This window comes from Pseudomonas reactans, from assembly GCF_013387025.1.
Classification (GTDB): Bacteria; Pseudomonadota; Gammaproteobacteria; order Pseudomonadales; family Pseudomonadaceae; genus Aquipseudomonas; species Aquipseudomonas reactans.
The window spans coordinates 349,410-362,128 of sequence record NZ_JACAQP010000013.1 but is presented as its reverse complement, the minus strand read 5'-3'; the positions used below and the strand labels follow the sequence as shown (position 1 = coordinate 362,128).

The window sequence follows — 12,719 nt, the reverse complement described above, 5'->3', positions numbered from 1 at the left end:
CCGAAACTTACATAACTCATTGTTTACCAAGGAGTTTTCCGTTTCGACTGCGCCGGAAGTGGGGCGAATTATAGACACCTGAAATCTGCCGTCAACCGTTAATTACGCTTTTGTTGCAGAAAGTGATTTTTTCGCAATAAGGCGCGGGATTCGACGCATTACAGGCGGGATCCGTAGCACCAGGAGCAGCGCACCTATAGAAGCATAGATAGCCCACTCCTTGAGGTCTGCCCGCACAATCCACAACATGTGAAGCAAGCCCAGTCCCAGAATCACGTACACCAGACGGTGCAGCTTCTTCCAACGACTGCCCAACCGACGCTGACTGTAACGATTCGACGTCACCGCCAATACCAACAGCGACAGGAAACCCAGCGCGCCCACAATAATGTAAGGCCGCTTGCGCAACTCAACGCCTAGCTGCGACCAATCCAATCCAAGCACAAACACACAATAAGCAGCCAGATGCAGCACGACATAAGCAAAGCACCACAACCCAAGCTGCCGACGCACCGCTATCCACCCTGCCCAACCACTAAGCTTCTGCAGCGGGGTCATTGCCAGGGTGATCAACAGCAGTATCAGCGTGCCGAGGCCCAGCCGATCAACCAACACCTTGCCCGGATCCGGCCCCAGGACAGAACTCCAAGCTTCATATAGCCAGAACAACGGCCATACCGCCGCCGCTATAAAGACACCAATACGCCAGATTGGGTAACGCATCAGTAGTTCTTCCGCAGGTCGAGATCGGTATATAGAGACGCCACCTCATCCGAGTAACCGTTAAACATCTGCGTCTCGCGCACATTGGGGCTGAATAGGCCACTCGGTAGACGACGCTCCCGCGCCTGGGTCCAACGCGGGTGATCGACCGTAGGGTTCACATTTGCATAAAAGCCATATTCGTCCGCTGCAATGCTCTGCCAGGTGGTTTTCGGCTGCTCGCCGACAAGGCTGATGCGAACAATCGACTTCACACTCTTGAAGCCATACTTCCATGGCACGACCAAGCGAAGCGGCGCGCCATTCTGGTTAGGCAGTTCGCGCCCATACATTCCCACAGCCAGGATCGCCAAAGGGTTCATCGCCTCATCCAGACGCAAGCCCTCTATATAAGGCCAATTGATCAAGCCAAAACTCGACCGCTGGCCCGGCATGCTCTTGGGATCCTGAAGCGTTTCAAAACGAATGTATTTGGCCTTGGAAGTCGGCTCAACCTGCTTGAGCAACGCCGAGATCGGAAAACCGATCCATGGAATAACCATTGACCATGCCTCGACACAGCGCAGACGGTAGATACGCTCTTCTAACTGATACGGCTTCATGAAGTCTTCCAGGGCATATCGGCCTGGTTTCGCGACTTCGCCATCAATCACCACGCTCCAGGGCTCGGTCTTGAGTGAGCCCGCATTCGCTGCTGGGTCGCCCTTGCCTGTACCGAACTCGTAGAAGTTGTTGTAGTGGGTCGCATCCTTGAACGGGGTGATCGCCTCGTCCTTTACCGTGACAGCCTGCCATTTCGTGCCCGGCAGTTTCTCGGCAAACCAGCCCGGCGCCCTGCCCGCTTCGACATCGGCATAACGCGAGGCTTCGTCCGCACTCGCCCAACGCGGCAAGCTGCTGGCTGCAATGCCCGCAAGCGCACCACCGAGCAAACTACGGCGAGAGAGATAGAAGGATTCAGGTGTGACATCCGATTCGTGGCAATCGGACGCTTTGGGCAATTTGATTAACATGGCAACTCCGCAGCATTGGAGAACTGATGCACCAATAGACTGCGGAGTATGGGGGAAATTACATTAAGGCAATGTTTTGTCGCGGCGCAGATGCAGCAAGTACTGAACCGGCCCCGAAGCGGCATAAACCAGGAACGCCAGCAACAGGATGCGCGGCGGATCGCTGAACACCACGGCGAACACCAGCACAACCGCCAGAATCGCCACGAAAGGCACACGCCCCTTCAGGTCCAGCTCCTTGAAGCTGTTGTACTTGATGTTGCTGACCATCAGCATGCCGGCCGCAGCCACCATCAAGGCTACCAGGAACGACATCTTCGAACCCTGGATGCCGTAATCACTGAACGCCCAGACAATACCCGCCACCACACCCGCAGCAGCCGGGCTGGCCAGACCGATGAAGTAACGCTTGTCGGCTGTTCCCACCTGGGTATTGAAGCGCGCCAGACGCAACGCAGCACCCGCGACATAGATGAAGGCAACCATCCAGCCGACCTTGCCCATGTCACCCAGCGCCCAGGCAAATGCCAGCAACGCAGGCGCAACACCAAACGCGACCATGTCCGACAACGAGTCGTACTCGGCACCGAAGGCACTTTGCGTATTGGTCATGCGCGCAACACGACCATCCAGGCCGTCGAGGACCATGGCAACAAAGATGGCGATGGCAGCAAAGCCGAAATACTTGCTGGCACTCGCCGCATCACCTGCCGCCAGCGCGCTTTGGGCGCTCATGGAGTTGATGATGGAGTAGAACCCGGCAAACAGGTTCGCCGTGGTGAACAGGTTGGGCAAAAGATAGATGCCACGATGCCGGACCTTGCGGCCTTCAGCGTCATGCCCTTCTTCGACATGTTCATCGATCGGCAGCAGGCTTTCGGCGTCAGGAGCCTGGTTTGGCTCTTCGGGACGTTCGCTCATGGACTTTACCTTGCAACGGTGTGAAAAAATTCGACAGATACTTGCGGCGCGTGTTCGCCCGCAAACGATGCAGCTTTATACCAGAACCCGCCCCTCAAACGAAAAAACGCGGCCTAAGCCGCGTTTTCCCTTGATACGTACGACTTAGTTCTTGGCTTTGTCGACGATCTTGTTGGCACCGATCCACGGCATCATGGAGCGCAGTTGCTCGCCGATGACTTCGATACCGTGAGCGGCGTTGTTACGACGCTTGGCGGTCATCGAAGGGTAGCCGGTAGCGCCTTCGCTGATGAACATTTTGGCGTATTCGCCGTCCTGAATACGTTTCAGGGCGTTGCGCATGGCCTGACGGGACTCGGCGTTGATCACTTCCGGGCCAGTCACGTACTCGCCGTACTCGGCGTTGTTGGAGATCGAGTAGTTCATGTTGGCGATACCGCCTTCGTACATGAGGTCAACGATCAACTTCAGTTCGTGCAGGCATTCGAAGTAGGCCATTTCCGGCGCGTAGCCAGCTTCAACCAGGGTTTCGAAACCGGCTTTTACCAGTTCAACGGTACCGCCGCACAGAACGGCTTGTTCGCCGAACAGGTCGGTTTCAGTCTCGTCCTTGAAGGTGGTTTCGATGATGCCGGTACGACCGCCACCGACGCCAGCAGCGTAGGACAGTGCCACGTTCTTGGCGTTGCCCGATGCGTCCTGGTAGATCGCGATCAGGTCAGGGATACCGCCGCCCTTGACGAACTCGGAACGCACGGTGTGGCCCGGTGCTTTCGGCGCGATCATGATCACGTCGAGGTCAGCGCGCGGCACAACTTGGTTGTAGTGGATCGCGAAGCCGTGGGAGAAGGCCAGGGTGGCGCCCTTCTTGATGTTCGGCTCGATTTCGTTCTTGTACAGCGCGGACTGGAACTCGTCCGGGGTCAGGATCATGACCAGGTCGGCAGCCGCAACGGCGGAAGCAACGTCAGTCACTTTCAGGCCGTGGGCCTCAGCCTTGGCAACAGTGGCCGAGCCTTTGCGCAGGCCAACAGTCACGTCAACGCCGGAGTCTTTCAGGTTGCAGGCTTGCGCGTGACCTTGGGAGCCGTAGCCGATGATGGCGACTTTCTTGCCCTGGATGATCGACAGGTCACAATCTTTATCGTAATAAACTTTCATGAGGTTCCTCTATATATCCAGGCCGTAAGGCCATTCGCTAATTTGGGTTAGATGCTGAGTACTTTGTCGCCACGGGCAATCCCGGTGACACCACTGCGTACCGTTTCCAGAATCGAGGCCGTCCCGATCGACTGGATGAAGCTGTCCAGCTTGTCGCTTGTACCGGTCAGTTGAACGGTATAAACGCTGGCGCTCACATCGACGATCTGCCCGCGATAAATGTCGGTGGTGCGCTTGATCTCGGCACGTTGGGCACCCGTGGCCTTGACTTTAACCAGCATCAGCTCGCGCTCGATGTGGGCACTTTCCGACAGGTCGACCAGCTTGACCACTTCGATCAGCTTGTTGAGGTTCTTGGTGATCTGTTCGATCACCTCATCGTGGCCCACAGTGGTCAACGTCAGGCGCGACAGGGTCGGGTCTTCGGTCGGGGCCACGGTCAGGCTTTCGATGTTGTAGTTGCGTTGCGAAAACAGGCCGACAACACGAGACAGAGCGCCGGGTTCGTTCTCCAAAAGCAGGGAGATAATGTGCCGCATGATTAAGTACGCTCCGTCTTGTTCAGCCACATGTCGCGCATAGAGCCGTCTTTGATCTGCATCGGGTAGACGTGCTCGCTGGTATCCACCTTGATATCGATGAACACCAGGCGATCCTTCATGGCGAACGCCTCTTCCATCTTGGGCTTCAGATCTTTCAAATCGGTGATGCGAATGCCGACGTGGCCATAGGCTTCAACCAATTTGACGAAATCTGGCAGCGATTCCATGTAGGAATGGGAGTGACGGCTGTTGTAGCTCATGTCCTGCCATTGACGAACCATGCCCAGCACGCCGTTGTTCAAGCAGACGATCTTCACCGGAAGGCCGTACTGCAGGCACGTCGACAGTTCCTGGATGTTCATCTGAATGCTGCCCTCACCGGTGACGCACGCGACGTCGGTGTCCGGGAAGCTCAGTTTCACGCCCATGGCCGCAGGGAAACCAAAGCCCATCGTGCCCAGGCCACCGGAGTTGATCCAGCGGTTAGGCTTGTCGAACTTGTAGTACTGCGCGGCGAACATCTGGTGCTGGCCCACGTCGGAGGTCACAAAGGCGTCGCCCTTGGTCACTTCGCACAGGGTCTCGATCACGGTTTGTGGCTTGATGATGCTGCCGTCGCCCTTGTCGTAAGGGAACAGGCCGCGATCACCGCGCCATTCGTCGATCTGCTTCCACCAACTGGCAACAGACTCTTTGTTCGGCGTTTCTCCGATGTCCTTCAGCGCCGCAACCATTTCGGTCAACACGCTTTCCACCGGACCTACGATCGGCACGTCGGCCTTGATGGTCTTGGAGATGGACGCCGGGTCGATGTCGATGTGGATGATCTTGGCATTCGGGCAGAACTTGCTCGCGCCGTTGATCACGCGGTCATCGAAACGTGCGCCCACCGCCAGGATCACATCGGCGTGGTGCATGGCCAGGTTGGCGGTGTAGCTGCCGTGCATGCCGAGCATGCCGACGAACTGACGGTCCGAACCCGGGAAGGCGCCGAGGCCCATCAAGGTGTTGGTTACCGGCAGGTTGAGCAGCTTGGCCAGTTCGGTCAACGGTGCAGAACCGCCGCCCAAAATGACGCCACCACCCGAGTACAACACGGGACGCTTGGCCGCCAGGAGCATTTCTGCCGCCTTGCGGATTTGCCCCGAGTGCCCACGAACAGCCGGGCTGTAGGAACGCAGCTTGGCTTTCTTCGGGAAGACGTATTCGAATTTTTCCGCCGGGTTGGTCATGTCTTTCGGGATATCGACCACGACAGGGCCCGGACGACCGGACTGCGCGAGGTAGAAGGCCTTTTTCATGACTTCCGGGATTTCCGACGGATGCTTGATCATGAAGCTGTGTTTCACGATCGGCCGGGAGATACCGATCATGTCGGTTTCCTGGAATGCATCGGTACCCACCATGGTGCTAGGCACCTGGCCGGAAATGATCACCATCGGGATGGAGTCCATATACGCAGTCGCGATGCCGGTAATGGCATTGGTTGCGCCTGGGCCGGACGTTACCAGTACCACGCCGGCTTTACCGGTGGCACGGGCGTAACCGTCAGCCATATGGGTTGCAGCTTGTTCGTGGCGAACCAGGATGTGGGTAACAGCCGGTTCCTTGAACAGTGCGTCGTAGACATGCAGAAGAGCACCACCTGGGTACCCGTAGATATAGTCGACGCCTTCGTCACGCAAAAAGCGGACGAGCATCTCACCACCAGATAAAAGCTCCACGTTGTTCACCTCTAAAACGCCAGAATACCGTCCGTTGAAAACCGACGGGTCTTAATAGGTTTACTTCTCAACAGAGCATGAGCGACGGTGGTCGCCGACTACGTCAGCACTGACTGAGCAAGTATTGGGATCGTCCCAAGTGTTGCGGGCTTTTCCCACCCAGCGCGAGGTAACGCGTTGCGGGTGTAACAGGTCGGCGCGGATGTGCGCCTCATGATCTGCTGAGCGGGCCTGCTTCTGGCAGTCCCGATACAGCGGACTTTGGATTCTTCTGTTTCAGGCTCTTCAAGTCAAGCAATAATTGCGCTTTTTTCCAACTAAGCGCATGAGAACGCAGGAGAAAGGGCTTTGATGAGGGATAAAACTCGCCTGAATGTCGTCAAGCGGTAGAAGTGTGCGCAAGACTGCCGGAAAAACCGACAGTCAGGCAATTAACGAGCGTCGACGATCAATTGGTCGAACTTTTTCAGCGCGTTACGCAAGCCAAGGCTCTCCAGCGGGCGATCGGCGTAGACCATTTCGGCCATCTCCAGAATGCCCGAAGCGTTGGGCAAAGGCAGGTCCTGTTCAAGAATCTGCTTCATGCGCACCAGGAAGATCCATTGCAGCCACTGGTGAAAGTCCAGGGTGTCCACGGAAAAGGGCTCGACACTGCTGAGCGCCTCGGTGCTGGGGGACACCTCGTCCCACCAGCCCTGCACGCGCAACTCTCGCTCTATCAGCAACAACTGTTCGGCGATGGCGGGAAACCGTGCATCCATCAGAGGCTGACCTTGGCTTTCTGACGCGCCTGAGCAGCGCCAGCGGCATCGCCTTGTGCGGCACGCGCGTCGCCAATCAACGCCCACAGGCTGGCTTGCAGGTCGGGACGACCGTTGGCGAGCGACAAGCCACGACGGGCGAACTGCTCGGCTTGCGGTGCATCACCCTGGGCCATGCGTACCTGGGCCAGGCGATACAACACTTGCGGCTCACGCGGCGCAACGCGTTGGGCACGCTCAAGACTCGACGATGCGCCGTTCAAATCACCGCCCGCCTGCTGTTGCTGGGCAGTGGTCAACAAAGCCAGCACCGGGCCATCCAGTTGCTCGTCAGCCGACAGGCCACCGCTGCTGGACGACGATGGAATGCCACTCGGCGTCGACGGCATGTTGTAGGTGCCCTGATTGATCGGGGCGGTCTGGATCGGCGTGGTATCGATCGGGGCGGAGTTGCTTGGCCCTGGAGTCCATGGTTCGGCGCTGATCGGGGCCGATGTCGCAGCACCACCGCCAGGCACCATCACCACCACGCCCGAATCCTGCGGCATGGCTTGCGGCTTGGCTTGGGCAGGACGATTGGTGACGGTCTGGCGGAACCCGCCATTGGCCGAAATCCGGTCGTTATTGGAGACGGCCGTGCTCGAGTCCACCACGGGAATGGAGCCGCGCTGCACGCTGGAGCAACCGCCGAGCAAAGCCAGAGCTGTAATAGCTGGAAACAACCACTTGTTCACTTGAAACCCTCTTTGCTTAATTCATCCAGCCCTTGACCCAATCCATCACCGATTCCGCATCAGCGGGGGCACTGCCACCACATGCGGCGCCGGGTGGCGGTTCGCTGCCGCGAATATACGGCATCTGCACCGCGCCCGGACAGTTGGCATCGGAGCCTTGCCCCGTGTGCGGATCAATCCAGGCCTGCACGATGTTATCCGGCTGCGGCATATTCAACGGCAGCGGGTCGGCCTTGCGCATGAAGCTGGTCCAGACCTGCAGCGCACCGGTAGCACCGGTGAATGGGGTCTTGCCGTTATCGTCACGCCCCAGCCACACCACTGCCAGCACATCCTGGCCGAAACCTGCAAACCAGCTATCACGCGAATCATTACTGGTACCGGTCTTACCGGCCAATGTCAGGTTCGCCGGCAGCACGCTGTAGACCGAACGCCCCGTACCTTCACGCATCACACGCTGCATGGCGTTCTGGATCAGGTAGATGGAGCCTGCGTCGAAACGCTGCTGGATTTGGAACGGGTAGCGCTTGAGCGGCTCGCCCTCGGCGGTCAGAACACTGCGAATCCCGCGCATCGGGGTATTGAAACCACCGTTGGCGAGGGTCTGGTACATGGTCGCGACCTCCATCGGGGTCATCGCCCCCGCGCCCAGCAGAATCGATGGAAACGCCGGGAACTCACGGGTAACGCCCAGCCGCGCGATGGTCTTGAGGACATTCGGCACGCCAACTTCAAGGCCGAGTCGCGAAGTGGATATGTTGTAGGAATGCGCAATCCCCTGATACAGGAACACTGTGCCGTGGGAGCGGCGGTCGAAGTTCTGCGGCGTCCACACCTGGCCATCGCCACCTTTGACCGACAGCGGATCATCAGACAACCAACTGGTCAGGGTGTACTTGCTCGGTTTTTCCAAGGCGGTCAGGTAAACAGCTGGCTTGACCAGCGAACCGATCGGCCGCACCGCATCCAGCGCACGGTTGAACCCGGCAAAGCTGGCCTGGCGGCTACCGATCATGGCCTGCACTTCACCGGTTTCCGGGTTGGTCACCACCATGGCCGCTTCGACTTCGTCCGAACCTTTACGACCGGCCAGGCGCTTGAAGGTGTCGTTGACCGACGCTTCGGCCTTCATCTGCAGGATCGGATCGAAACTGGTAAAGATCCGCAGGCCTTCTTCGGTCAAGTCTTCGTCGCGATAGTCTTCACGCAGTTGGCGTTTGACCAGATCGATAAAGCCTGGGAAGGAGCTGTCTGCCAGTTTGCCGCGGGTGGTTACACCCAGTGGCATTTTCTTGGCCGCGGCGACTTGTTCAGCCGTGGCGACGCCCTGTTGCTCAAGCACGTCGAGCACCAGATTGCGTCGCTCCAACGCACGTTCAGGATTGCGGCGCGGGTTGTAGTAGGAAGGCCCTTTGACCATGCCCACCAGTAACGCGACCTGGTGCAACTTCAATTCGGACAGCGGCTGACCAAAGAAGAACTGGCTGGCCAAACCGAAACCGTGCACGGCGCGCTGGCCATCCTGACCGACGAAAACCTCGTTGAGGTACGCCTCAAGGATTTCCTGCTTGCTGTAGTGCAGCTCCAGCAGCATCGCCATCATTGCTTCGGTGAGTTTGCGGGTCAGGCTGCGCTCGTTGGTCAGGTAGAAGTTCTTGACCAATTGTTGCGTCAGCGTACTGCCGCCCTGGGTCATCTTGCCGCCGGAGGTATTCACCCAGACTGCGCGGGCAATCGACTTCGGCGACACCCCCCAGTGACTGTAGAAATCGCGATCTTCAACGGCAACCAAGGTTTCCAGCAGATACGGTGGCACCTGATCAAGTTTGATCAGGATGCGGTCTTCAAGGTTTTTCGGGTAAATGCCGCCAATCATCAACGGTTCGAGGCGAACCACCGGCAACTTTGAACCATTGAGCGACGACAGTTCGGCTACATAATCGCCAGAGAAGCGCACGCGCACCGGCTGGGCTTTCTCCAGGCCTTCGTAGAACTGGAAGCCACGGGTATTCAGGTCGACAGTATTACCACTGACGGCAGCCGCACCCGGACCGTTGCTCACGGGTTCGCGGCGGTAGCCCAAGGCGTCGAGTTCGGTGAGGAAGTCATCCTTGCTCAGCTTCTGGCCGGTGAACAGTTCCAGCGGGCGCGCGTACACCTTGGCCGGAATGGTCCAGCGCTTGCCGGAGAACTTCTCCTGCACCACGGCATCGAGGTACACCGCAAAGCCGGCGAGCACGACGAGGCCTACCAGGCCGAGCTTGAGCGCCCAGCCCAGCCAAGGGCGCAGGCCGCGGGAAGGAGGTTTTTTACGGGAACGGGCAGATCGGGTTCGAGTCATGGCGGCGGATTATACGCACTTTATTGATGATCAACATGAGCCGGACAGCGGTTTGCATGACCGCTCGTAGCGGCCATAATGCCCGCCATGTTTTTCCCCAGACTCTGAAGGATCGCCCGTGAGCCAGTCCCTGATCGCTGCCCTGCAAAACCCGGCTTTATACCCTCACCCGGTTGAAGCGTTCCAAGTCATCGAGACCCATATTTCCTGGGTCGTCCTGACCGGCCCGTACGCCTATAAGCTGAAGAAGCCGATGAACTTCGGCTTTCTCGACTTCACCGACCTGGAAAAACGCGGCCACTTCTGCCGGGAAGAATTGCGCCTCAACCAGCGCCTGACCGAAGATTTGTATCTTGAAGTGTTGCCGATCACCGGCACCGCCGAAGCGCCGCAATTGGGCGGCGACGGCCCGGTCGTCGAATACGCACTGAAAATGCGCCAGTTCCCGCAAAGCCAACTGCTCAGCACCTTGCAGGCCAACGGCGAACTGACCAGCGCGCACATCGATGAGATGGCCAAGCAAATCGCGCACTTCCACCTCACGGCGCCAAAAGTCCCGCAGGAACACCCGGCCGGCACCCCGGATGAGGTCATGGCACCGGTTCGCCAGAATTTCGACCAGATCCGTCCGTTCCTCAGCGACAAGGCTGACCTGACTCAGCTGGACGCTCTGCAGGCCTGGGCCGAAAGCAGCTTCGAGCGCCTCAAGCCACTGTTCTCCCAGCGCAAAAAAGACGGTTTCACCCGCGAATGCCACGGTGATATTCACCTGGGCAACGCCACCTTGATCGCTGGTCATGTGGTGATCTTCGACTGCATCGAGTTCAACGAGCCGTTCCGCTTCACCGATGTGTATGCCGATACCGGTTTCCTGGCGATGGACCTTGAAGACCGGGGCCTCAAGTCCCTGGCTCGCCGTTTTATCAGTCAGTACCTGGAACTGACCGGCGACTATCAAGGCCTGGAAGTACTGAACTTCTATAAAGCCTATCGTGCCCTGGTCCGCGCCAAGATCGCGCTGTTCAGCATGCCGAGCGAAGCCAGCCCGGTGCAGCGTGCTACTGCCCTGCGCCAGTACCGCAACTACGCCAACCTGGCGGAAAGCTACAGCACCATCCCGTCGCGCTTCCTGGCCATTACCCACGGTGTTTCAGCCGTAGGCAAAAGCCACGTGTCCATGCGCTTGGTGGAAGCATTGGGCGCCGTGCGCTTGCGTTCGGATGTGGAGCGCAAGCGCCTGTTCGGCGAGCAACACGTGGAAAACACACCACAAGCCGGCATCTATGCGGCTGACGCCAGCGCAGCGACCTACGCACGATTGAATGAAATCGCCGATACCGTGCTGCGCGCTGGTTACCCGGTGGTGCTGGATGCGACCTTCCTTAAAGGCAAACAACGCGATGCAGCGGCCAAAGTAGCTGAGGCCACCGGCGCGCCCTTCCTGATCCTGGATTGCAATGCGCCGCAAGCCGTTATCGCCAGTTGGTTGGCGCAACGTCAGGCGGACAAAAATGATCCTTCCGACGCGACATTGACGGTTATCGAAGAACAGCAAGCCACTCGCGACCCGCTGACTGCCGAGGAATTGCTCCTCAGCAAGCGCGTTGAGACCAATGAAAGTGGCACCCTCGATGCGCTGGTGGCGCATATTCGTCAGCGCCTGCCTGGCCTGTAAGAAAAATTTCTTGGTCGTGTCGTCTACTTAGGGGGCACGGCCAAGCAATAGTGGCACTATAATGGCGTCATAAATCCAACAGGAGTCGCCGTCATGAGTCACCCCAAGCTTCTTGATACGCCGCTTTACTCGCTCCTGCATAAAGACGATATCCGTGGCTTCAACCAGGAACGCCCAAAAGATGGCGTCATCGACATGCGTAATGGCGACTTCCGCGGGCTGGATTTGCGCGAACTGAACACTGCTGGCGTGGATTTCACCGATGCTTACTTCCGCTCCGCCGACCTGCGCGGCCTGGACCTGCGCGACTGCCCTCTGGAAGGCGCCAGCCTGGCCCACGCACAGATTTCCGGTACCTACTTCCCGCCAGAACTGACTGCCGATGAGATCCTCATGTCGGTTAATTTCGGGACTCGCCTGCGCTACCGCACCCGCTGAAACCCTCTGCTTAAGCCCCGGTTCGCTCAGCCGAGCCGGGGATTTCCCGCCTGTCTGCCCTCGTCGTACTTATAAGCTTTAGGCCGTTTCCGACTAAAGAACTACGCTTTTCCTACTGAGCGCTACACTCCTTTGCAGGCTTGCCTGGTCTCGAATACCCACCGCACCATTCGGCCGTCGCAAGGAGGCTTGATGAACGATGAGCTGCAACACCTGAAAAACCTCGGCAAGACGTCAGCACAGTGGCTGCATGCGGTGGGCATCCACAGTGCGTCGGACTTGCGCCGCCTGGGAGCGGTCGATGCATACCGGGCCGTCAGGACACGCGGGTTCCGCGCGTCGAAAGTATTGCTGTATGCAATCGAAGGGGCCTTGATGGATGTGCACTGGAATGACATTCCTGCCGAACGCAAGGAAGCATTGAACCGTCAATTGGAAGCGCTATCTGCACGCCAGAAGAATTAGCTCGTGAACCAGCCCCAACATCTATAGGCATTCCGAACAGGCGTTTGAGAAAACGCAGAGCACAGGCAAAAACAACTGTTGACTCTCAAATGAGAATCGTTATGATTATCACAACTGATCGCGAGATCAGCCGATAACTGAAAGACCATTGGTTCGGACTCTCAGATTATCTCCTCATCAGGCTAATCACGGTTATTTGACCCGGCTCTTGCCGGGTCTTT

At 58.1% G+C, this 12,719-nt stretch carries 12 protein-coding genes; 3 read left to right on the top strand and 9 right to left on the bottom strand.

Annotated elements, in window-relative coordinates; all coding sequences use genetic code 11:
- Positions 1-102: 102 nt before the first annotated feature.
- The 9 genes from msrQ to mrcB form a co-directional block, all read right to left on the bottom strand.
- Positions 103-723 carry a protein-methionine-sulfoxide reductase heme-binding subunit MsrQ gene (gene msrQ / locus HX793_RS16730; protein WP_177053160.1) on the bottom strand — a complete coding sequence of 207 codons (621 nt, stop codon included), beginning with the start codon at positions 721-723 and terminating at the stop codon, positions 103-105.
- Entirely contained in the window at positions 723-1,736 is a 1,014-nt protein-coding gene (gene msrP / locus HX793_RS16725) for a protein-methionine-sulfoxide reductase catalytic subunit MsrP (RefSeq protein WP_177053161.1), read from the bottom strand. The genes msrQ and msrP overlap by 1 nt, the downstream gene beginning before the upstream one ends.
- 63 nt (positions 1,737-1,799) lie before the next feature.
- Positions 1,800-2,657: a CDP-diacylglycerol--serine O-phosphatidyltransferase gene (gene pssA, locus HX793_RS16720; protein WP_016976855.1), complete on the bottom strand. Its 858-nt coding sequence runs from the start codon at positions 2,655-2,657 to the stop codon at positions 1,800-1,802.
- A 144-nt stretch (positions 2,658-2,801) separates the two neighbouring features.
- The gene (gene ilvC, locus HX793_RS16715) at positions 2,802-3,818 is read right to left on the bottom strand and encodes a ketol-acid reductoisomerase (protein ID WP_003176099.1); all 1,017 of its coding nucleotides are present in this window, start codon (positions 3,816-3,818) and stop codon (positions 2,802-2,804) included.
- Between the two features lie 47 nt (positions 3,819-3,865).
- On the bottom strand, positions 3,866-4,357 hold the full coding sequence (ilvN, locus tag HX793_RS16710) for an acetolactate synthase small subunit (protein ID WP_003176102.1): 492 nt from the start codon (positions 4,355-4,357) through the stop codon (positions 3,866-3,868).
- 2 nt (positions 4,358-4,359) lie between these two features.
- Complete coding sequence (locus HX793_RS16705; protein WP_025999775.1) at positions 4,360-6,084, bottom strand: acetolactate synthase 3 large subunit; 1,725 nt, start codon at positions 6,082-6,084, stop codon at positions 4,360-4,362.
- A gap of 431 nt (positions 6,085-6,515) precedes the next feature.
- A complete protein-coding gene (locus HX793_RS16700) occupies positions 6,516-6,845 on the bottom strand; it encodes a YqcC family protein (protein WP_016976853.1) in 330 nt (109 codons plus the stop codon).
- Entirely contained in the window at positions 6,845-7,579 is a 735-nt protein-coding gene (locus tag HX793_RS16695; RefSeq protein ID WP_016976852.1) for a tetratricopeptide repeat protein, read from the bottom strand. The genes HX793_RS16700 and HX793_RS16695 overlap by 1 nt, the downstream gene beginning before the upstream one ends.
- A gap of 16 nt (positions 7,580-7,595) precedes the next feature.
- A complete protein-coding gene (gene mrcB, locus HX793_RS16690) occupies positions 7,596-9,920 on the bottom strand; it encodes a penicillin-binding protein 1B (protein WP_177053162.1) in 2,325 nt (774 codons plus the stop codon).
- A 118-nt stretch (positions 9,921-10,038) separates the two neighbouring features.
- Here mrcB and HX793_RS16685 point away from each other — a divergent pair, with 118 nt between their 5' ends.
- The 3 genes from HX793_RS16685 (at position 10,039) to HX793_RS16675 (ending at position 12,498) form a co-directional block, all read left to right on the top strand.
- A complete protein-coding gene (locus HX793_RS16685) occupies positions 10,039-11,595 on the top strand; it encodes a bifunctional aminoglycoside phosphotransferase/ATP-binding protein (protein ID WP_177094157.1) in 1,557 nt (518 codons plus the stop codon).
- A 93-nt stretch (positions 11,596-11,688) separates the two neighbouring features.
- Complete coding sequence (locus HX793_RS16680; RefSeq protein WP_177053164.1) at positions 11,689-12,033, top strand: pentapeptide repeat-containing protein; 345 nt, start codon at positions 11,689-11,691, stop codon at positions 12,031-12,033.
- Positions 12,034-12,225: 192 nt separating this feature from the next.
- Positions 12,226-12,498, top strand: a complete 273-nt coding sequence (locus HX793_RS16675; protein WP_177094159.1) for a TfoX/Sxy family protein — start codon at positions 12,226-12,228, stop codon at positions 12,496-12,498.
- Positions 12,499-12,719 lie beyond the last annotated feature (221 nt).

What these genes read in the sequence shown, in the direction of transcription:
- ilvC (WP_003176099.1), bottom strand. Translation starts at nt 3,818, where the DNA reads ATGAAAGTTTATTACGATAAAGATTGTGACCTGTCGATCATCCAGGGC.
- msrQ (WP_177053160.1), bottom strand. Translation starts at nt 723, where the DNA reads ATGCGTTACCCAATCTGGCGTATTGGTGTCTTTATAGCGGCGGCGGTA.
- HX793_RS16680 (WP_177053164.1), top strand. Translation starts at nt 11,689, where the DNA reads ATGAGTCACCCCAAGCTTCTTGATACGCCGCTTTACTCGCTCCTGCAT.
- HX793_RS16675 (WP_177094159.1), top strand. Translation starts at nt 12,226, where the DNA reads ATGAACGATGAGCTGCAACACCTGAAAAACCTCGGCAAGACGTCAGCA.
- ilvN (WP_003176102.1), bottom strand. Translation starts at nt 4,357, where the DNA reads ATGCGGCACATTATCTCCCTGCTTTTGGAGAACGAACCCGGCGCTCTG.
- HX793_RS16700 (WP_016976853.1), bottom strand. Translation starts at nt 6,845, where the DNA reads ATGGATGCACGGTTTCCCGCCATCGCCGAACAGTTGTTGCTGATAGAG.
- msrP (WP_177053161.1), bottom strand. Translation starts at nt 1,736, where the DNA reads ATGTTAATCAAATTGCCCAAAGCGTCCGATTGCCACGAATCGGATGTC.
- pssA (WP_016976855.1), bottom strand. Translation starts at nt 2,657, where the DNA reads ATGAGCGAACGTCCCGAAGAGCCAAACCAGGCTCCTGACGCCGAAAGC.
- mrcB (WP_177053162.1), bottom strand. Translation starts at nt 9,920, where the DNA reads ATGACTCGAACCCGATCTGCCCGTTCCCGTAAAAAACCTCCTTCCCGC.